At 75.6% G+C, this 17,662-nt stretch carries 20 protein-coding genes and 1 pseudogene; 7 read left to right on the top strand and 14 right to left on the bottom strand.

The genetic code is table 11. From position 1 onward, the window contains the following. The first annotated feature begins 4 nt into the window (after nucleotides 1–4). Both LG274_RS07815 and LG274_RS07810 read left to right on the top strand, forming a co-directional pair. On the top strand, nucleotides 5–613 hold the full coding sequence (locus tag LG274_RS07815) for a TetR/AcrR family transcriptional regulator (RefSeq protein WP_248115785.1): 609 nt from the start codon (nucleotides 5–7) through the stop codon (nucleotides 611–613). Nucleotides 614–741: 128 nt separating this feature from the next. Continuing rightward, complete coding sequence (locus LG274_RS07810; RefSeq protein ID WP_248115784.1) at nucleotides 742–1,290, top strand: TIGR03086 family metal-binding protein; 549 nt, start codon at nucleotides 742–744, stop codon at nucleotides 1,288–1,290. 30 nt (nucleotides 1,291–1,320) lie between these two features. Here LG274_RS07810 and LG274_RS07805 read toward each other — a convergent pair whose 3' ends face one another. From LG274_RS07805 to arsB, 5 genes and pseudogenes are all read right to left on the bottom strand, one after another. After that, nucleotides 1,321–2,004, bottom strand: coding sequence for a low molecular weight phosphatase family protein (locus LG274_RS07805; RefSeq protein ID WP_404463778.1), 684 nt, complete (start codon nucleotides 2,002–2,004; stop codon nucleotides 1,321–1,323). A gap of 78 nt (nucleotides 2,005–2,082) precedes the next feature. Next, a complete protein-coding gene (locus LG274_RS07800) occupies nucleotides 2,083–3,792 on the bottom strand; it encodes a polysaccharide deacetylase family protein (RefSeq protein ID WP_404463776.1) in 1,710 nt (569 codons plus the stop codon). 106 nt (nucleotides 3,793–3,898) lie between these two features. Next, complete coding sequence (locus LG274_RS07795; protein ID WP_404466032.1) at nucleotides 3,899–4,249, bottom strand: arsenate reductase ArsC; 351 nt, start codon at nucleotides 4,247–4,249, stop codon at nucleotides 3,899–3,901. A gap of 165 nt (nucleotides 4,250–4,414) precedes the next feature. Further along, nucleotides 4,415–4,678 (bottom strand): annotated as a pseudogene (locus LG274_RS07790) (low molecular weight phosphatase family protein); the annotation flags it as partial. A 126-nt stretch (nucleotides 4,679–4,804) separates the two neighbouring features. Continuing rightward, complete coding sequence (arsB, locus tag LG274_RS07785) at nucleotides 4,805–5,971, bottom strand: ACR3 family arsenite efflux transporter (RefSeq protein WP_298714390.1); 1,167 nt, start codon at nucleotides 5,969–5,971, stop codon at nucleotides 4,805–4,807. A gap of 128 nt (nucleotides 5,972–6,099) precedes the next feature. On the opposite strand from arsB, the gene LG274_RS07780 reads away from it, so the two are divergent. Beyond that, complete coding sequence (locus tag LG274_RS07780; RefSeq protein WP_298714387.1) at nucleotides 6,100–6,474, top strand: helix-turn-helix transcriptional regulator; 375 nt, start codon at nucleotides 6,100–6,102, stop codon at nucleotides 6,472–6,474. Continuing rightward, nucleotides 6,467–6,619, top strand: a complete 153-nt coding sequence (locus tag LG274_RS07775) for a hypothetical protein (protein ID WP_248115779.1) — start codon at nucleotides 6,467–6,469, stop codon at nucleotides 6,617–6,619. The genes LG274_RS07780 and LG274_RS07775 overlap by 8 nt, the downstream gene beginning before the upstream one ends. Here LG274_RS07775 and LG274_RS07770 read toward each other — a convergent pair. After that, nucleotides 6,580–7,392: a GTP pyrophosphokinase family protein gene (locus tag LG274_RS07770; RefSeq protein WP_404463773.1), complete on the bottom strand. Its 813-nt coding sequence runs from the start codon at nucleotides 7,390–7,392 to the stop codon at nucleotides 6,580–6,582. The two genes, LG274_RS07775 and LG274_RS07770, sit on opposite strands and share 40 nt — an antisense overlap. A gap of 66 nt (nucleotides 7,393–7,458) precedes the next feature. Next, nucleotides 7,459–8,874 (bottom strand): FAD-binding oxidoreductase, encoded by a 1,416-nt coding sequence (locus tag LG274_RS07765; RefSeq protein ID WP_404463771.1) that lies wholly within the window; start codon nucleotides 8,872–8,874, stop codon nucleotides 7,459–7,461. 85 nt (nucleotides 8,875–8,959) lie between these two features. Here LG274_RS07765 and LG274_RS07760 point away from each other — a divergent pair, with 85 nt between their 5' ends. The 3 genes from LG274_RS07760 to LG274_RS07750 all read left to right on the top strand — a co-directional run bounded on the left by LG274_RS07760 (nucleotide 8,960) and on the right by LG274_RS07750 (nucleotide 11,824). Next, nucleotides 8,960–9,631, top strand: coding sequence for a GNAT family N-acetyltransferase (locus LG274_RS07760; protein WP_298714374.1), 672 nt, complete (start codon nucleotides 8,960–8,962; stop codon nucleotides 9,629–9,631). Continuing rightward, nucleotides 9,631–10,956: a glutaminase A gene (glsA, locus tag LG274_RS07755; protein WP_248115775.1), complete on the top strand. Its 1,326-nt coding sequence runs from the start codon at nucleotides 9,631–9,633 to the stop codon at nucleotides 10,954–10,956. Before LG274_RS07760 ends, glsA begins: the two co-directional genes overlap by 1 nt. Nucleotides 10,957–11,089: 133 nt before the next feature. Continuing rightward, nucleotides 11,090–11,824 carry a Pr6Pr family membrane protein gene (locus tag LG274_RS07750; RefSeq protein ID WP_248115774.1) on the top strand — a complete coding sequence of 245 codons (735 nt, stop codon included), beginning with the start codon at nucleotides 11,090–11,092 and terminating at the stop codon, nucleotides 11,822–11,824. An 8-nt stretch (nucleotides 11,825–11,832) separates the two neighbouring features. On the opposite strand, the gene LG274_RS07745 is transcribed toward LG274_RS07750, so the two are convergent. The 7 genes from LG274_RS07745 to LG274_RS07715 form a co-directional block, all read right to left on the bottom strand. Next, nucleotides 11,833–12,450 (bottom strand): GNAT family N-acetyltransferase, encoded by a 618-nt coding sequence (locus LG274_RS07745; RefSeq protein WP_404463768.1) that lies wholly within the window; start codon nucleotides 12,448–12,450, stop codon nucleotides 11,833–11,835. Nucleotides 12,451–12,455: 5 nt separating this feature from the next. Then, a complete protein-coding gene (locus tag LG274_RS07740) occupies nucleotides 12,456–12,839 on the bottom strand; it encodes a YciI family protein (RefSeq protein WP_298714362.1) in 384 nt (127 codons plus the stop codon). Between the two features lie 40 nt (nucleotides 12,840–12,879). Next, complete coding sequence (locus LG274_RS07735) at nucleotides 12,880–13,545, bottom strand: NAD(P)H-binding protein (protein ID WP_404463766.1); 666 nt, start codon at nucleotides 13,543–13,545, stop codon at nucleotides 12,880–12,882. Between the two features lie 76 nt (nucleotides 13,546–13,621). Continuing rightward, nucleotides 13,622–14,677: a siderophore-interacting protein gene (locus tag LG274_RS07730; protein ID WP_404463764.1), complete on the bottom strand. Its 1,056-nt coding sequence runs from the start codon at nucleotides 14,675–14,677 to the stop codon at nucleotides 13,622–13,624. Further along, nucleotides 14,674–15,543, bottom strand: a complete 870-nt coding sequence (locus tag LG274_RS07725; RefSeq protein ID WP_298714354.1) for an ABC transporter ATP-binding protein — start codon at nucleotides 15,541–15,543, stop codon at nucleotides 14,674–14,676. The genes LG274_RS07730 and LG274_RS07725 overlap by 4 nt, the downstream gene beginning before the upstream one ends. Next, a complete protein-coding gene (locus tag LG274_RS07720; RefSeq protein ID WP_298714351.1) occupies nucleotides 15,540–16,610 on the bottom strand; it encodes an iron chelate uptake ABC transporter family permease subunit in 1,071 nt (356 codons plus the stop codon). Before LG274_RS07720 ends, LG274_RS07725 begins: the two co-directional genes overlap by 4 nt. Then, nucleotides 16,607–17,662 (bottom strand): FecCD family ABC transporter permease, encoded by a 1,056-nt coding sequence (locus tag LG274_RS07715; RefSeq protein ID WP_404463761.1) that lies wholly within the window; start codon nucleotides 17,660–17,662, stop codon nucleotides 16,607–16,609. The genes LG274_RS07720 and LG274_RS07715 overlap by 4 nt, the downstream gene beginning before the upstream one ends.

Genomic DNA, 17,662 nt, shown 5'->3' with positions numbered 1-17,662 from the left:
CAACATGGCCGTTCGACCCCGCAGCGCCGACGTGCGCGCCGACCTCCTGCACCACGCCGCCCGGGCGTTCGAGCACGAGGGGTACGTGAAGGCGTCGCTCGCCCGGATCGCGGCCGACGCCGGCTACACCAAGGGCGCGGTGTACTCGGGCTTCGGCGGCAAGCCGCAGCTGTTCGCGGAGGTGTGCGCCACCGAGTTCGAGCGGATCACCACGGAGGCGATGCGCGGCGTGGCGGCGGCGCTGGTCGAGGAGGGGGTGGGCCGGGAGGAGCTGACGCGCCGGCTCGCCGAGGCCCTGGGGTCCACGGTCCTGAACGCCTCGGGCCAGTGGCCGGTGCTGGTCCACGAGTTCCAGGCCGTGGCCCTGCGCGACGACGTGGTGGGCGCCGAGTACGCGGCCTTCAGCGAGCGCCGGCGCGCCTTCCTCGTGGAGCTGCTCGAGAACCACGAGCGGTTCGCGAGCGCGGACCACGCGGAGCTGACGCGGATGGCCGCGCTCCTGCTGATGCTCGTCCACACCGTCGCGGTGGAACGCCACCTCCGCCCGGACGAGGTGGACCGCGAGACGGTGCTCACGAGCATCGAGACCGTCATCGAGGCCCTGCTGCCCTGAGGGCGGCCCCTCAGCCCAGGCGCTTGCCCCCTCCACGGTGGCGGCGCTGCGCGGCGCGCGCCGGAATGGGGGATCATGTTCCCGGCGCGGACACGCCGTCCGCGTCGCACCGACCCTCAGGAGACCCCATGGCCACCACCGAGACCGAAGCCCGCTGGGACGCCGCCGCCGCCCCGTTCACCGCCCTCGTGCAGGCCGTGGCCGACTGGGACGCGCCCACCCCCTGCGACGGCTGGACTGCCGCGGACCTCCTGGACCACGTCGTCACCGCGGAGCGCGACTTCGCCGCCCGTCAGGGGCGCGAGGTCCCCGTGTTCGACGGCTCGCGCTCCCCGAGGCACCTCCAGTGGATCAAGCACGAGGCCGCCATGTCCGCCCTCGCGGGCGATCCGGAGTTCACGCAGCGGGCCATGGACACCGCGGTGGGCGCCATGACCGTGGGCGAGGCGCTGCTGCACTTCCACGTGTTCGACCTGATCGTGCATCGCTGGGACCTCGCCCGCTCGCAGGGCGTGGACGAGCAGTTCACGGACGCGGAGATGGACCACGTGGAGGCCGCCCTCGAGAGCTTCGGCGAGCGGGCCTACACCCCGGGGATCCTCGGGGCCGCGATCCCCGTGGCCGACGGCGCCCCGCGCCAGGAGCGCCTGCTCGCCCGCCTCGGCCGCCGGGCCTGAGGCCGCGCGGCGGACGCGGGAGCCGGCGGTTCAGCGCGGCAGGGTCGCCTGGATCTCGGCCCAGAGCTCGGCCACGCGCCGCTCGATGTCCGCCACGATCTCCTGGAGGCGGTCCCAGTCGGCCTCGGCGGGGTCGCCCACCGGCCAGTCCCGGTGCACGGTGTGCGGGTGGACCTCGCACTCGTCGCCGCAGCCCATGGTGATGACGTAGTCGGCCGTCCGGAGGATCTCCTCGGTGACGGGCTTGGGGAACGTCTCCTCCGGGTCCGCGCCGTGCTCGGCCAGCAGCGGGGCCACGGTGCCGTGGACGTGCGCGGCGGGGCGGGACCCCGCGGAGAGCACCCGAACGGCGTCGCCGGCGTGCTCGGCCAGCAGGGCGGCGGCCAGCTGGGAGCGGCCGGCGTTCTGCACGCACACGAAGAGCACGCGCGGGGCCTGTGGGTCCACGAGCCCCTCCGCCTCGGCCAGGGCGTCCAGCCGGGAGGCCGCGAAGCGCACGGCCATCTTCTCCAGGTGCGGCCCCGTGGTGCCGGCACGCGCCAGGTCGGCCAGGGCGTCCTGCACGTGGCGCTCCACCGTCTCGGCGCCGAGCGCCTCCGCATAGCGGCGGCGCAGCTCGCCGAGGCCCGCGGTGAGCGGGTCGACGGCATCCGGGCCGCTGGGGGCGCCGCGTCCGGGGTCGGGGGCGGCAGGGCCGGGATCAGCGATCCGCATGGGGTGGCCTCCTCGTGTCCTGGGGGCGGGGAGAGGGTGCGTTCGCGGCCAGGGTATCGCGTCTGACCTGCGGGGCCATCAGCCGTCCTGCAGGTCGGAGACGGTCACGAGGGTGTAGCCCTGGGACTGGAGCCAGGTCACCACGGGGTCCACGGCCTCGATGGTCGTGGCGTGGATGTCGTGCATCAGGATGATCCCGCCGGGGGCGGCCTCCTTCTTCACGATCGCGAGCGTCTTGGCGGGGTCGCGGTGCTTCCAGTCGAGCGTGTCGACCGTCCACATGGCCTTGCGCATGCCGTGGGCCTCGATCGCCGTGGTGACCGTGGCGTTGTAGGCGCCGTAGGGCGGACGCATGACCGCCGGCCGCACCCCGGTCGCGTGCTCGATGGCCGTGCTGGCCTTCGAGAGCTCGGCGTCCAGGGCTGCCCGGCCCAGCGGCTTCAGGAGGGCGTGCGTGTACGTGTGGTTGCCCACCTCGTGGCCCGCGGCGCTGATCTTCTTCGCGGTGCCCGGGAACGCATCGACGGAGGAGCCGATCATGAAGAAGGACGCCCGGACGTCGTGACGGGCCAGGATCTCCAGCAGCCGGGCGTCGGTCGCGGGCTTGGGGCCGTCGTCGAACGTCAGGGCGATGCAGCGCTTGACCGAGCAGTCCGTCCTGCCCCTGCCCGCGGCCGGGGTGGAGGAGGGCTTCTTCGTCGCGCTGGGGGCGGAGGAGGGCTTCTTCGTCGCGCTGGGGGTGGAGGAGGACTTCTTCGTCGCGCTGGGGGTGGAGGGTGCCGTGGGCGTCGCACGGGGCGCGGCCTCGGAGCTGGACGCCGGTGCGGGGGTGACGGGGGGTGTCAGAGCCGGGGCGGACGACGTCGGCCCGGCCGTGACGGGGGCATGCGCCGCGTTCCACGCCTCCACGTCGGGCCGGGTCACGGCCGTGCGGACCGCCCGCCCGGCGTCGGAGAGCCACGGCTCGACGTCGGACGCCGGAAGCGTGATCGCGGGCGTGCCCGCGCTGCCGGCCAGGATCGTGTGCTCCGAGAAGCCGATCGCAAGGTCGCCCTCCGGCGTGAACCACGTGCGGACGTCCCCGTCGCGGAGCTGCTCCCACGCGGTGTCCGCGCTGGAGGGGCTCATCTCCCGCTCGGCGCCGGGGAGGGCGTCCACGGCCGCGTGCACGCGCTGCTCCAGGAGGCCGCGGCTGTCCGAGGACACCAGGTCCAGGGGCTCGACCACCGTGCCGGCGGCGGCGTCGAACCACGTGGTCCGCTCCTCGATGGAGTGGCCCGCACCCGCGAACTCCGTCACCGACGTCAGCACGCCCACGATGTCCCGGGACACGCCCACCGCCTGCCACGAGCCGGAGAGCGAGGGGGGCGCCACGGAGACCTCGCTGCCCTCCGAGTCGGACCAGAACTGCTCGGCGCGCCGCTGCGCCTGATCGCGCAGGCGCGAGTTCAGGGGCTCGGCACCCGCGAGCTGCGGGACCACGAGGTGGGTGGCGCGGTGGTTGTCCGAGATCGTGCTCACGTCGAGGCCGGCGAACGGCATGCGGTCCAGGGTGGGGGTGCGGGGCCACTCCGGGGAGCCCTCCGTCGCGGTCGCGCCGGCCTCTGCCGCCGAGGGCGAGGAGGCAGGAGCGGAGGAGGCCGGCGCCGACGATGCGCCGGACGACGGCGCGGAGGACGCGGCCGGGCCGTCCGGGGACCCGCTCGAGCAGCCGGTCAGTGCCATCGCCGCGACGAGCGCGGCGGCGGCGAGCGGACGGAGACGGCGGGCGGGGCGGGACGAGAGCACCGGTCCAGGCTAAGCCTGAGACCGCGTCGCTCCTGCGGTCTTTCGGTCACGATCTGGCCACAGGTGTGCCAAGGTCTGCGGGATCGCCCGTCCGCGATGGTGCAGGTCACAGGCGCGGGAGCAGCTCTCTGACGAGCGTCTCCACGCGCGCGCGGATCTCGTCGCGGATCGGGCGCACGGCCTCGACGCCCTGGCCGGCCGGGTCCTCGACCGCCCAGTCCTCGTAGCGCTTGCCGGGGAAGACGGGGCAGGTGTCCCCGCAGCCCATGGTGATCACCACGTCGGAGTCCTTCACGGCGTCCGTGGTGAGGACCTTCGGGGTGTTCGCGGCGATGTCGATCCCCACCTCCGCCATGGCGGCGACCGCGGCCGGGTTGACCTCCTCCTTCGGGGCGGAGCCCGCGGAGCGCACCTCGACCCGGCCCTCGGCCAGGTGCTCGAGCCAGCCGGCAGCCATCTGCGAGCGGCCCGCGTTGTGCACGCACACGAAGAGCACGGAGGGACGGTCCTCGGCGTCCTCGTCGTCATCCGTCGGCGTCGCCTGCCCGGTCAGCTCCGCGAACAGGGCGTGCACGCGCGCGTCGATGTCGTCGCGCACGAGGCGCATGCGCTCGGCGCCCTCGACGCCTCGCTCGGAGGGCTCGTCGGTGCGCCACGTCTCGATGCTCCCGGCCATGCCCTCCGCCGGCTCGACCTTCGCCTCGTCGCCCAGCACCACCACACGGTCCACGCGGGCCACGAGCGCGGGGTCGACGGGCTTGGGCGTGCCGTGGGACATGTCCGCGCCGACCTCGGCCACCGACTCGGCGGCGAGGGCGTTGACCTCCTCACCGGGGTGGGTGCCGGCGGAGTGCACCTCCACGGCGTCGCCGGCGAGGCGCTCCATGAGGGCGGCGGCCATCTGGGACTTGCCGCCGTTCTTCCTGCAGACGAACAGGACGGAGGGGCGGGCGGCGGCGGTCTGCTGATCGTTCACGGGGTTCTCCTGGAGAGGGTGGGAGGGAGGTGGGCGTCAGGGGCGGGCGGCGGCGTCGCGCTCGGTCGGCTCGGAGGCACTGCCGGACACGACGGGGCCGGGCACAGTGGGATCGTTCGGGAACAGGCGGCGGCCGAGCCACATCGAGACGTAGACGAGGGCCACGAGCACGGGCACCTCGATCAGCGGCCCGACGACGCCGGCGAGGGCCTGTCCGGAGGTGACGCCGAACGTGCCGATCGCCACGGCGATGGCCAGCTCGAAGTTGTTGCCGGAGGCCGTGAAGGCCACCGTGGTGGCGCGGGCGTAGTCGAGGCCCACGGCGCGGGCCAGCAGCAGGGAGCCCAGGAACATGATCACGAAGTAGGCCAGCAGCGGCAGCGCGATTCGCGCGACGTCGAGGGGGCTCTCGACGATGGCCTGGCCCTGGAGGGCGAAGAGCAGCACGATCGTGAAGAGCAGGCCGTAGAGCGCCCACGGGCCGAGCTTCGGCAGGAACCGGTTCTCGTACCAGTCGCGCCCCTTGGCCCGCTCGCCCACCGTGCGGGTCAGGAAGCCGGCGAGCAGCGGGATGCCGAGGAAGACGAGCACGGAGAGGACGATCGCCCCGACGGAGAACTCGGCCGACGTCGTCGGGAGCCCGAGCCAGGCGGGGAGGACCTGGAGGTAGAACCAGCCGAGGACGCCGAAGGCGAGCACCTGGAAGACCGAGTTGATCGCCACGAGGACGGCGGCGGCCTCGCGGTCGCCGCACGCGAGGTCGTTCCAGATGAGCACCATGGCGATGCACCGGGCCAGGCCCACGATGATCAGGCCCGTGCGGTACTCGGGCAGGTCCGCCAGGAAGAGCCATGCGAGGCCGAACATGAGCGCGGGGCCCACGATCCAGTTGAGGAGCAGCGAGGTGGCCATGAGCCGGCGGTCCGCGGTGATGCGCCGCGTCTCGTCGTAGCGGACCTTGGCCAGCACGGGGTACATCATCACGAGCAGGCCGACGGCGATCGGCACGGAGACGTTGGCGATCGTGACCGACTCGAGGGCGTGGTCGAGGCCGGGGATGAGGTTGCCCAGCAGCAGGCCCAGGCCCATGGCCAGCAGGATCCACAGGGGGAGCCAGCGGTCCAGGAAGGACATCTCCTTGAGGACGGGATGGTGGTCGGCGGACGGGGTGCGGGCGGCGGGGGCGACGACGGGAGGGGTCATGTCAGCCTGTTCGGGTCGGTCCGGCGGGGGAGGGGAGCGGTGACGCGACGCGAGGGGTCGCGTCGACGCAGGGCATGTGGACGCGACGATCACAGATCGATGGACGTCAATGTGAGTAGCATGCTCGCATGAGCACCCCCCTGTCCACGCGTGAACCCCCGGGGTCTGGGCCCGACGCGGGCGCCCTGCCCGCCGACTGCTGCTCCCTCACCACGGCGCCCCTCTCGGCCGACGCGGCGTCACGGACCGCCGTCGTGTTCAAGGCGCTCGCGGACCCCATGCGCCTGCGCCTGCTCTCCCACGTGGCGGCGCAGGGCTGCGAGAACGTGTGCGCGTGCGACCTCACGGCGGAGCTCGGGATCGCGCAGTCCACGGTGAGCCATCACATGAGGCGCCTCGTGGACGCGGGGCTGCTCACGCGCGAGCAGCGCGGTCGCTGGGCGCACTACACCGTGGTCCCGGAGGCCTTCGAGCAGCTCCGGGGGGTGCTCGGCCTTGACTGAGGTGACGTCCTCGGACCACCGCCGCGCGGTCTGCGGCACCCTCGCGCCGGGCCGCTCGAACGCGCACGTCCTCCTCGAGGACGGCCGGACGGTGCGGGCCTGGATCTACGCGCTCGCCCCGGACGCGGTGCCGCCGGCGGGCTGACCCGCGTCGCCGGGGCCCTCGGCGACCTGCCGGTGCAGGTGCTCCATCCGGCAGTCCAGGTCCGCCGCCACGCGGGCGGCGGCCACGAGCTCCGTGGCGATGTCGGCGGGCACGTCCTCCTGGAACTTGTAGTTGATCTTGTGCTCGAGCGACGCCCAGAAGTCCATGGCGATCGTGCGGAACTGCATCTCCACGGTGACGTGGCGCGTGCCCGTGGAGAAGTGGACCGGCACCTCCACGAGGCAGTGCAGGCTGCGGTAGCCGCTTGGCTTGGGGGAGGCGATGTAGTCCTCCACCTCCACGAGGCGGATGTCCGGCTGCGAGGTGAAGTGGCGGAACACGCGGTAGACGTCCTCGGTGAAGCTGAGGATCACGCGCGCCCCCGCGATGTCCGTGACCGTGCGGCGCATCGCGTCCAGGTCCAGGGAGAGCCCGCGGTCGGCGGCCTTGCGCAGGATGGACTCGGGCGACTTGACCCGGGTGACGATGTGCTCGATCGGGTTGTGGTCGTGCGCCAGGGCGAACTCGTCCTGCAGGGTCTCCAGGCGCGTCTCCACCTGCACCAGGGCGGAGCGGTACTCGAGGTCGAACCGCTCGAAGTCCTCCCGCAGGGCGCCGAGGGCCCGCGTCATGGCCGGCGGCATCTGCGTCAGCTGCGCGACGGGGGTGCGGCGCAGGGTCTCCAGGGCCGTCGCCGCTGAGGGCGCGCGCTCGGACGGCGACGGCGGGCGCTCCGGCGACGGCGGAGGCGTGCGGGGCTGCTCCTCGGGCATGCCCCCGAGCGTAGAGCCGCCGCCTTGGAGGGCCCTGGGATCTCCACAGCCGCCGCCCGGGCCCCGTCAGGCCGCGTCCGGCGTGAACATCTTGCCCGGGTTGAGGATCCCGTGCGGGTCGAAGACGGCCTTGATCCGCTCCTGCAGCGCGTGCTGGGCCTCCCCGAGCTCGTCCCTCAGGAACGCCCGCTTGAGCAGGCCCACGCCGTGCTCTCCGGTCAGGGTGCCGCCCAGCTCCAGTCCGGCGGCGAACAGCTCGCCCGCCGCCTCCCACACGGCCTCCGGGATCGCGGTGCCGGCCTCGCCGCCCACCTCGCCCGCCGAGCCGAACACCAGCACCGGGTGCAGGTTTCCGTCCCCGGCGTGGGCCGACGTCGGGATGGCGACGCCCGTGCGCGCCTCGATCTCCCGGATCCGCGCGAACATCTCCGCCATGCGGCTGCGCGGCACCGCGACGTCCTCCACGAGCGGGGTGCCGAGCGCCTCGAGGGCGGGGAACGCGCTGCGGCGCAGGGCCATGAGCGCCTCCGCCTCCCTGGGGTCCGCGGTGGCGGTCACCGCGCCGCCGGCCGCCTCCATCAGGGCCGCCATCGCGGCGCCGTCCTCGGCCGCCCCCGCGCCGTCGGCCTGCACCAGCAGGAACGCGCCGCGCTCGGGCAGCGCCGCGCCCAGCTCCGGGCCGACGTACGCGCGCACCGCCGCGAGCGTGGCCTCGTCCATGAGCTCCATCAGGGCCGGCACGTGGCCCGCGCCCGTGACGGACTGGGCGGCGGCCGCGGCGGCGACGACGTCGGAGAAGAACCCGCCCAGGGTCACCTGGGCGCCCCGGACGAGCGGGCGCAGCGCGAGCGTGGCGCCCACGATCACGCCGAGGGTGCCCTCCGAGCCGATCAGCAGGGCGGTGAGGTCATAGCCCGTGACGCCCTTGACCGTGCGGTGGCCGAGGCGCAGGAGCGTGCCGTCGGCGAGCACCACGTCCAGCCCCAGCACCGCCTCACGCGTGACGCCGTACTTGGCGCACAGCAGCCCGCCCGCGTTCATCGCGATGTTGCCGCCCACGGTGGAGATGTCCTTCGAGGCCGGGTCGGGCGCCCACCACAGCCCGTGCTCGGCCAGGCGCGCGTTGAGCGCGCCGTTGAGGATCCCGGGCTCGACGACGGCGACGCGGTCCGCGGGGGAGACCTCGAGGATCCGGTCCATCGCCCTGACGTCCAGCACGATCTCGCCCGCCCCGGCGACGGCGCCCCCGGCCAGCCCCGTGCCTGCCCCGCGGGTCACGAGCGGGGTCCGCGTGGCGTGGGCGATCCGGCACGCGGCCTGCACGTCCTCCACGCGGCCGGCGCGCACCACGGCCAGCGGAGCGGCGGGGGAGCGGTGGCCGGATCGGTCGGTGCGGGCGGCCTCGAGGGCCTCCGCCGCGGTGTCCACGCGGCCGGGCAGCTCCCGCTCGAGCAGGGCGAGCACGTCGGGGGTCGTCGTCATGGCCCCCAGTGTCCCCGATCACGTCGGCCCCCGCGCGCCGGTGACGCCGGGCCGCGACGGCGCCGCGGTCCCTAGACTGGCGGCCATGACGTCCCCGGACCCCTCCCCGGCCCTCGACCGCGCCCGCGTGCAGGTGGTGACCCTGCGGCCGGACGCGCTGCGCGGGAGCACCGTGCGCCGGGTGGCGTCCGTCCTCGCCGAGTCCTTCCTCACCGACCCCTACACGGTCTCCTTCCTCCCCGCGGCCCGGAGGGTCGAGCGGCTGACCCGCAAGTTCTCCGGTGCGGTGCGGGACGCCCTGTCTCCCGGGCCCGACGGGCGGGTGCCCGGCGCGGTCGACGTCGCCGTGGACCCCGCGGACGGCACGGTCCTCGCCGCCGCCCTGTGGGGGGCGCCGGACGCGCCGCGCGGCACCACCGTGCCGGCCGCCGTCGCCTCCGTGCCCGGCCTGCTGCGCGTGCACGGCGCCCACGCGCTGGACATGGCGCTCACCGTGGCCGCGTGCGAGCGCGCCCGCCCGACGGTCCCGCACTGGTACCTCGCGGACCTCGGGACCCTTCCCGCGGCCCGCGGCCGGGGCGCGGCGAGCGCCCTCGTGCGCCACCGGCAGCGGCGCGCGGACGGCACCGGGATCTACCTCGAGTCCTCCACCCGGGCCAACGTGCCGTTCTACGCGCGCCTCGGGTTCGCCGAGATCGAGCCCGTGCGGGCGTTCGGCACCGAGGACCTCACCGGCATGTGGTGGGAGGCCCGCTGATGCGTCACCCGATCCAGGACTACCTGCGCTCCCTCCACGACTCCCTCCGGGACTCCAACGAGGGCGAGCTCGCGCAGTACATCCCCACGCTGGCCACCGCGGACCCGGACCGGCTGGGCATCGCCCTCGCCACCGTCACGGGGCACCTCTACTCCGCCGGCGACGACGAGACGGAGTTCACCATCCAGTCCGTCTCCAAGCCGTTCGGGTACGCGGCCGCCCTCATGGACCGCGGCCGCGCCGAGGTGGACGCCCGCGTGGCCCTGAACCCCTCCGGGGAGGCGTTCAACGAGCTCTCCCTCGAGGCGGAGTCCCACCGCCCGGACAACGCCATGATCAACGCCGGCGCCATCGCCGTGCACCAGCTCCTCGTGGGGCCGGACGCGCGCCCGCAGGAGCGGATCGACCGGCTCGTCTCCCTGCTCTCCGCGCTCGCCGGCCGGCCACTGCGGGTGGACCAGGAGTCCTACGAGGCCGAGCTGGCCACCGCGGACCGCAACCTCTCCCTCGGCCACATGATGCGCAGCCACGGCATCATCCAGGACCGTGCCGAGGACGTGGTCGCCGGGTACATCGCGCAGTGCTCCGTCCTCGTGACCGCCCGCGACCTCGCCCTCATGGGCGCGTGCCTCGCCGCGGGCGGCCTCCACCCGCTCACCGGCGAGCGGGTCATCGCGGCGCGCGTGGCCCGCCAGGTCCTCTCCGTCATGAGCTCCTCCGGGATGTACGACGACGCCGGGCAGTGGCTCGTGGACGTGGGGATCCCGGCGAAGTCCGGCGTGGCCGGGGGCGTGCTCGGCGCCCTGCCCGGACAGGTGGGGATCGGCGTGTTCTCCCCCCGCCTGGACGCCCACGGCAGCTCGCTGCGCGGCGTGCGGGTGTGCCGCCGCATGTCCGAGGACCTGAACCTGCACATCATGGAGGCCGACGCCCTGGGCGGCACCGTGGTGCGCCACGTCAGCCGCGAGGGCGCCAGCGTGCGCCTGCACCTGCAGGGCGTCATCCGCTTCGGCGGCGCGGACGCCGTGGTCTCGGCGCTCGCGGACCTCGGCACGGGCGAGCGCCGGCAGCGGGGCTGGTCCTGGGACGGGGATGAGCACCCGGATGTGGCGGCGTGCACCGCCGTCGGCCGGGGCGCCCTGGAGGACGCGGTGGCGGCCGGCGAGGAGGACGGGGCTATCGAGGAGGTCGTGCTGAACCTCGAGCGGGTGGACCGGGTGACCGAGGTGGGGCGGCGGCTCATGGCGGAGGGCGTGCACCGCCTCGAGGCCGACGGCGTCCGCGTGCGGATCGACGATCCGGACGGGGTCCTCGCCGAGGTCTGAGGGCGGGGTGCGCGCGGGGGCGGGCGCCCCCGCGCGTGCGTTCTTCCTCTCGACGACTTCCGTTCATCTTCCGTTCATGCAACACTGGGGGGATTCCTCCGTCCCGCCACCGCGTTCTCGTGCGAGGTCCCCCATGCCCCTTCCCACCCCCCGCGTCAGCCTGCCCTCCTCCCTGCACCGCCTGCGTCGTCATCGCCGCACGGCGGCCGTCGCGCCGCGCCCGGTCGCGCGTCTGGCGTGGTGGAGCGCCGGAGTGCTGCCCGCCGTCGGGTGCCTCACCTCGTTCTCCATCGGGGCCAGGAAGGCGACCATGGTCATCCCGGGCGTGGGCTACCAGGGCGGCTTCTCCGCCGGGTGGGCGCACGCCCTGAACCAGCCGGCCTACTTCACGTGGCTGTCCAACGCGCTCGTGGCCGGCACCTCCCTGACGCTCGCCGCGCGGGACACGGCGCCGACGTCGGACGCGTTCTGGGCCTTGCGCACCGCGGGGCTGGGCTCCGTGATGGTCACGGGCATCGTGTACAACGCCGTGCTGCGCGGCCACGAGGAGGACACCGCGCTCTACCGCGTCAACGACACGCTGCAGCACGTGGTGAACCCCGTGCTCGCCCCCGCCGTGTGGGCGCTCTTCGACCCCCGTGGGCAGATCACGCACCGCCGGGCCGGCCTCGCCTCCGTGATCCCCCTGCTGTGGGCCGCCATGACCATGACGCGCGGGCGGCGGATCGACTGGTACCCCTATCCGTTCCTGGACGTGCCGCGCCTCGGCTCCCGCACCGTCGGGCTCGTGCTGGTGGGGATCCTCACCGGCTTCACCGGCTTCATGGGGATGCTCGGCGACCTCGACCGGCGCCTCACGCCGGCCTGAGCGGTGCGTCACGCCCTCCGTGCCGCCGCCCACTCGTGGCGCAGGAGCCCCATGACGTGGCAGTCCACCCAGCGCCCGTCCAGCAGCAGGGCCTCGCGGAGCGTCCCCTCGAGCACGAAGCCCAGCTTCCTGTAGACGTGGACCGCGCGTGGGTTGTGGGCGTACACCTCGAGGCCCACCCGGTGCAGTCCCACGGTGCCGAACGCGTGGTCCAGGACGAGGCGCAGCGCCCGCGTCCCGATCCCGCGGTCCCGCTCCCGGGCGAGCCACAGGCGCATCCCGCCCACCCGGTTCTCCGCGTCCAGGTCCAGCAGGAGGACCTCGCCCACCACCGCGCCGTCCACCTCGATGGCCCAGACCGCGCGGTCCTCAGCCCCCGCCCAGCGGTCATAGACCGCCCTCAGCTGGGCGGAGCTCAGATCCGGCTCGGCCTCGCCGCGGGCCAGCGCCTCGGCCTCGGCCGTGGAGGAGACGGAGCCGGTGAGCACCTGCACCTCGACGTCCCGCATGAGCGCGCCGAGGCTGCGCGCGTGGCGGCCGTCGGCGGCGCGGAGGGCGAGTTCGCCATCGGCCAGCTCGGGGACCTCGCAGAGCGAGGGCCCTCCCTCCGGAGCGCCCTCGCGCACCGGCGTCAGCCCTGGAGGCGGCGCAGCTCCACGGGCTGCCCGCACGCGAAGGAGGCCTCGGCGGCGTAGGTGCGGGCACCGGCGTCGTCCGGGGCCTCGACGATCCAGAACCCGCCCATCTGCAGGTCTCCCCGGGCGAGGATGCCGCCGCGCACCTCGGCCGCGGTGCTCGCCTTCTCCGGCCCCTCCGCGGCGGTGGCGTCGACCACGAGCGCCTCCTCCGGGGGCATCAGGCCGCCCGCGCCCACGAAGGCGCCGGCGTTCTGGAGCATGGCGTTGTAGGCGCTGACGCGCTCGTGCGCGATCTGCATCTCCTCGGGGGACTGGTACGCGGCGCCGGTGGCGTGGACGCCCGGCGCGTGCCACACGGTGATCAGGTACAGGCTCATGCGCCCATTCGGGCATACGGGGCGGGGCGCGTCAAGGGCCTCAGGCCGCCTCGACCGCCTCGGTGATCGGGGTGTCGCCGTCCACGAACTCGATCCGCGTGCGCACCGTGGACGGGTCCTCGAGCACGGCCGCGATCACGCGGGCCACGTTCCCGCGGGAGACCTCGCCCCTCGGGGCGTCCGGGGCGTCGAGGTCCGGGTCCACCGTGATGCGGCCGGTGGGCTCCACGAGGGTGAGCGCGGCGGGGCCCAGGATGGTCCAGTCCAGGTCGGTCGCCTGCAGCGCGGCGTCCGCCTCGGCCTTCGCCTGGGCGTAGGGGAAGAAGTCGTCGTCCTCGGGCAGGCCGTGCTCCAGCGAGGCGCCGAGGTAGGAGACCATCACGTAGCGCCGCACGCCCGTGGCCTCGGCGGCGCGCATGCTCGCGACGGCGGCGTCGTGGTCCACGGCCCGGGTGCGCTCGGGGGAGCCGCCGCCGGCGCCGGCGGAGAAGACGATCGCGTCCTGCCCCCGGAAGGCCTCGGTGAGCTCGTCCACGCCCGCGTGCTCGATGTCCAGCACGAGGGGGGTGGCCCCGGCCTGCTTGACGTCGGCGCTCTGGGCGGCGTCGCGGATGGCTGAGGTGACGGTGTGGCCGGCGGCGGCGAGCAGCGGGGCGGCCAGCAGGGCCACCTTGCCGTGGCCGCCGAGGATGAGCACGTTCGACATGAGGTTCTCCTTCGTTCCTGCATCGGATGGGTCTGGAGCCCACGCTAGGCCTGGCGGGTGCGGCCGCGGCAAGGATTCAGCTCTCCGCCTGGCCCTCCCGCCAGTAGCCCATGAAGGAGACGTGCTTCTTCGGCACCCCGCCGGGGCCCACGCTGAGCCAGCGCAGGGCGCGCACCATCGCGGACTCCCCGGCGAGGAATACGTAGGCCTCGGGCCGTTCGTCGGCCTCGAGGGCGGCGACGGTCCACTCGCGCTCGGGGGAGGCCGCGGGCGGCGCGACCGGCCCGCCGGCGTCGTCGGGGTCCACGCCCAGCAGGGCGGCGAGGCGGGCGTGCGCCCAGGACCCCGACGGCGCCCCCGGCGCCCGGCGGCCCACGTGCAGGCGCACGCGGCCCCGGTCCGCCAGCTCCGTCACGGCCCGCCAGTCCCACGGTTCGGGGACGGCCAGGCGCTCGGCGATGAGGTCGGCGGCCTGCCCGTCATGGGGCAGCTCGAGCACGAGGTCCGCCTCGCCGTCGAACCCGCCGAACGGGTCCGCGAGCTCCTCCGCCACGGACACCAGGGCGGGGACGGCGGTCTCGTCGCCCACGGCCAGCACACGGTGCGCCCCCGTCTGCCGCCAGCCGGACCACGCCGGCGCCTCCGCCGAGGGCACCAGCACGTTCACCGCGTCCCCCGCCTGGACGGCGCGCGCCCAGCGCAGGCCCGGCCCCTGATGCGGGTCGGCGGAGTCGTCCGGGTCGCCGTGCAGCACCACGTCCACGGTCAGCGAGGGCACCTGCCGCCCGTCGAGCCGCACGAGCCCGGCCGAGCGCACCGTGTACGTGCGCATCCAGCCGCGCCCCTCCTCCGGGATGGCCAGGAACCCGGCGCGGAACCCGGCGGACAGGTCCGGGTCCGCCGACGTCCCGCCCGGCGGGGGGATCAGCAGCTTCACATAGGCGTCCCGGCGCGGCCGCGCGCCCCGGTACAGGGCGTGCAGGTCGGCGACGCCGGGCGGCAGCAGTCCCAGCAGGTCCCCGCTGGCGGCCTCCAGGTCCGGGCCCGCCAGCACGATCCGCCGGAACCCGCGGCACGGCTGCTCCACGGACACCACGCGCGTGTGCGCCACGAACATGCCGTCGGCGCTCATCGGCGGTCCCCGTCCCCGCGCGGCAGCACCACGGGGTGGCCCAGCAGCGGGTCGGCCACCACGTCCGCGTCCAGGCCGAACACCTCGGCCAGCACCTCCGGCACGATCACCTCGCCCGGCGTGCCCTGCGCCACCACCCGGCCCGCGGCCATCGCCACGATGTGGTCCGCACTGCGCGCCGCCAGGTTCAGCTCGTGCAGCACCGCGACGACGGTCGCTCGGCCCCCGCCGCGCGGGTCCGGGAGCGCGCGCACCAGGTCGAGCACCTCCACCTGATGGCTGAGGTCGAGGTAGCTCGTGGGCTCGTCGAGGAGCACCACCGGGGTCTGCTGGGCGAGCACGAGGGCGAGCCACGCCCGCTGCCGCTGCCCGCCGGAGAGCGTGCCGGCCTCGCGCTCGGCGAGCTCCACGAGGTCGGTGCGCTCGAGCGCCGAGGCGATCGCGGCGTCGTCGCCGGCGGCCCGGCCGCCCAGGAGCCCGCGGTGCGGGTGACGGCCGCGCGCCACGAGCTGCGCCACCGTCATGCCCTCGGGCGCCACGGGATGCTGGGGCAGCAGCGCCACGGTGCGGGCGTAGTCGCGCGCGGACACGCGGGCGGCGTCCCGGCCGAGCACCTCGATGCTCCCGGCGCGCGGGGCGAGCTGGCGGGTCAGGCCGCGCAGCAGCGTGGACTTGCCGCAGCCGTTGGCGCCGATGATCGCGGTGACGCGCCCGGCGGGCACGTCCAGGTCGAGGTCCTCGACGATCGGCGGCGCCGAAGCCGGGCCGTAGCCGAGCGTCAGGCCGCGCAGGCGGATCGCGACGTCGTTAGCGGCCCCGGCGCGCGGTGCGGCGGGGGACGGGACGGTGAGCGGGGGAGCGGTCATGCGGGGCGCACGCCTCCTGGGGTCCGGCCCTGGCGCAGCAGCAGCCAGAGCATGAGCGGGGCGCCGGCGGCGCCGGTGAGCACACCGGTGGGCAGGGCGGCGCCGGTGAGCAGGGGGACGGCCTCGCCGGCCACGAGGTCCGCGAGCAGCACGAGCGCGGCGCCCGTGAGCGCCGCCGCGGGCAGGGAGGGCAGGCCGCGGGTGAGCCCGCGCGCCACCGGGGTGGCCAGCAGCGCCACGAACGCCAGCGGCCCCACGACGGCGGTCGCCACGGCGGCCAGCACCGCGCCGAGCCCCAGCGCCGCGGCCGAGGTGGGGCGCGGTCGGGCGCCGAGGGCGTGCGCGAGGTCCGGGCCGACGTCGGCGGGGGCCAGCCGCGCGTGGAGCACCCCCGCCAGCGGCAGGGCGGCCACGAGCACGCCCGCGAGCAGCGCGATGCGGCCCCACGTGACCCCGTTGAGCGAGCCGGCGATCCAGACGGTGGCCGACTGCAGGTCGTGCTGGGCCAGCGAGAGCATGGCCCCGGCCACCACGGCCTGGCCCGCCGCCGCCACCGCGATGCCGGCCACCACGAACCGTTCGCCACCCACCGAGCGGGCCGTGGCGAACACGGCGACCACCGCCGCGAGGCCGCCGATCAGTGCCGTGGCGGCGCGCGTCAGGTCCGATCCGCCACCGGTCTGCCCGGCGGTCGCCAGCATCCCCAGCACGACCGCCGCCGCGGCGCCCTGGGTGACGCCCAGGATGTCCGGCGAGGCCAGGGGGTTGCGCAGGGTGCGCCGGTAGAGCGCGCCGGCCGCGCCCAGGGCGGCGCCGGTGAGCACCGCGGCCACGGCGCGGGGCAGCTTCTCCTCCAGCACGATGAAGCTCGCTCCCGGGATCGTCTCCCCGGCCAGGATCCGCACGAGGTCCGGGACGGTCACCTGGTACGTGCCCCACACCACGCGCAGCAGGGCGAGGACCAGCACGGCCACGGCGAGGCCCGCACAGGCCCATCCGAGGCGGCGCCGGTCGGAGCGGCGCAGGCGGGCGACGACGTCGTCCGAGGCGGTGCGCTGGAGGCTCATGCGGCCACCCCCGGGCGGCGCAGCAGCGCCAGCAGCACGGGCACGCCGAGCAGGACGGTGGTCACCCCGAGGTGGATCTCCCCGGGCGCCACCACGAGCCGGCCGGCGAGGTCCGCGAGGATCACGAGGACGGCGCCCCACAGGGCGCAGCCGACCATCAGGGCCCGCGTGCTCGGCGGCCGCAGACGGCGCAGCGCGTGGGGCACGAGCAGCCCCACGAACCCGACCGGCCCGGCCAGCGCCACCGCCGCGGCCGTGAGCAGCACGACCGCGCCCAGCAGCACCGCGCGCACCCGCTCCGGGCGCCCGCCCAGGCCGTGCGCGAGGTCGTCGCCGAGGGCGAGGGCGTCGAGCCCGGGGGCCACCACGACGGCGGCCAGCAGCCCGACGGCGATCACGGGCGCCAGGGCGAGCGCCTCGCCGAGGTCGGCGCGGGCCACCGTGCCCACGGCCCAGAACCGCAGGCGGTCCTGGACCGTGGGGGAGAGCACGAGCAGCGCCGTGGTGCCGGCGGTGGCGCCGGCGGTGAGCGCGGCGCCGGCCAGCACGAGCGCCATGGGGGAGGGGGCGCCGGGCGTCCGGCCCCCCCGCGTGGCGGCCGCGGCCACCGCGTAGCCGAGCGCCGCCGCGACCAGCGTCCCGACGGCGGCCAGCGCCAGCACCCCGAACGTGGAGCCGGCGACGCCGAGCGCCATGCCCGCCGCCACGGCCAGCCCCGCGCCGGCGGAGAGCCCGAGCAGCCCCGGGTCGCCGAGCGGGTTGCGGGTGGCCCCCTGGAGGGCGACGCCGGCCACGGCCAGCGCCGCCCCCACGAGCGCCCCCGTCACCACGCGGGGCACGCGGGAGGCCACGGCCGCCGCCTCGATGCCCTCCGGCACGGGGTGCCCGGTGAGGACCGCGCCCAGGGTGTCGAGCGCCGTCGTCGCCGGCACGGTGCGCGCGCCGAGGGCGACGCCGGCCACGAGCGCCGCCAGCAGCAGCGCCGCGGGCAGGGCGCCCATCAGCACGCCCGCGCGGGCGCGGGCCGGGGAGGAGAGGGCCGTGGACGGCAT

The sequence above is a fragment of the Micrococcus antarcticus genome (assembly GCF_044872765.1).
Classification (GTDB): Bacteria; Actinomycetota; Actinomycetes; order Actinomycetales; family Micrococcaceae; genus Micrococcus.
This window is presented reverse-complemented; position numbering and strand designations above follow the sequence as displayed.

Bases quoted from the DNA above. Each gene is read 5' to 3' on its own strand.
- glsA (WP_248115775.1), top strand. From the start codon at position 9,631: ATGCGTCACCCGATCCAGGACTACCTGCGCTCCCTCCACGACTCCCTC.
- LG274_RS07770 (WP_404463773.1), bottom strand. From the start codon at position 7,392: ATGCCCGAGGAGCAGCCCCGCACGCCTCCGCCGTCGCCGGAGCGCCCG.
- LG274_RS07805 (WP_404463778.1), bottom strand. From the start codon at position 2,004: ATGCGGATCGCTGATCCCGGCCCTGCCGCCCCCGACCCCGGACGCGGC.
- LG274_RS07715 (WP_404463761.1), bottom strand. From the start codon at position 17,662: ATGCCGTCCACGGCCCTCTCCTCCCCGGCCCGCGCCCGCGCGGGCGTG.
- LG274_RS07760 (WP_298714374.1), top strand. From the start codon at position 8,960: ATGACGTCCCCGGACCCCTCCCCGGCCCTCGACCGCGCCCGCGTGCAG.
- LG274_RS07765 (WP_404463771.1), bottom strand. From the start codon at position 8,874: ATGACGACGACCCCCGACGTGCTCGCCCTGCTCGAGCGGGAGCTGCCC.
- LG274_RS07815 (WP_248115785.1), top strand. From the start codon at position 5: ATGGCCGTTCGACCCCGCAGCGCCGACGTGCGCGCCGACCTCCTGCAC.
- LG274_RS07725 (WP_298714354.1), bottom strand. From the start codon at position 15,543: ATGACCGCTCCCCCGCTCACCGTCCCGTCCCCCGCCGCACCGCGCGCC.
- LG274_RS07795 (WP_404466032.1), bottom strand. From the start codon at position 4,249: ATGGCTGCCGGCTGGCTCGAGCACCTGGCCGAGGGCCGGGTCGAGGTG.
- arsB (WP_298714390.1), bottom strand. From the start codon at position 5,971: ATGACCCCTCCCGTCGTCGCCCCCGCCGCCCGCACCCCGTCCGCCGAC.
- LG274_RS07750 (WP_248115774.1), top strand. From the start codon at position 11,090: ATGCCCCTTCCCACCCCCCGCGTCAGCCTGCCCTCCTCCCTGCACCGC.
- LG274_RS07735 (WP_404463766.1), bottom strand. From the start codon at position 13,545: ATGTCGAACGTGCTCATCCTCGGCGGCCACGGCAAGGTGGCCCTGCTG.
- LG274_RS07810 (WP_248115784.1), top strand. From the start codon at position 742: ATGGCCACCACCGAGACCGAAGCCCGCTGGGACGCCGCCGCCGCCCCG.
- LG274_RS07720 (WP_298714351.1), bottom strand. From the start codon at position 16,610: ATGAGCCTCCAGCGCACCGCCTCGGACGACGTCGTCGCCCGCCTGCGC.
- LG274_RS07740 (WP_298714362.1), bottom strand. From the start codon at position 12,839: ATGAGCCTGTACCTGATCACCGTGTGGCACGCGCCGGGCGTCCACGCC.
- LG274_RS07780 (WP_298714387.1), top strand. From the start codon at position 6,100: ATGAGCACCCCCCTGTCCACGCGTGAACCCCCGGGGTCTGGGCCCGAC.
- LG274_RS07730 (WP_404463764.1), bottom strand. From the start codon at position 14,677: ATGAGCGCCGACGGCATGTTCGTGGCGCACACGCGCGTGGTGTCCGTG.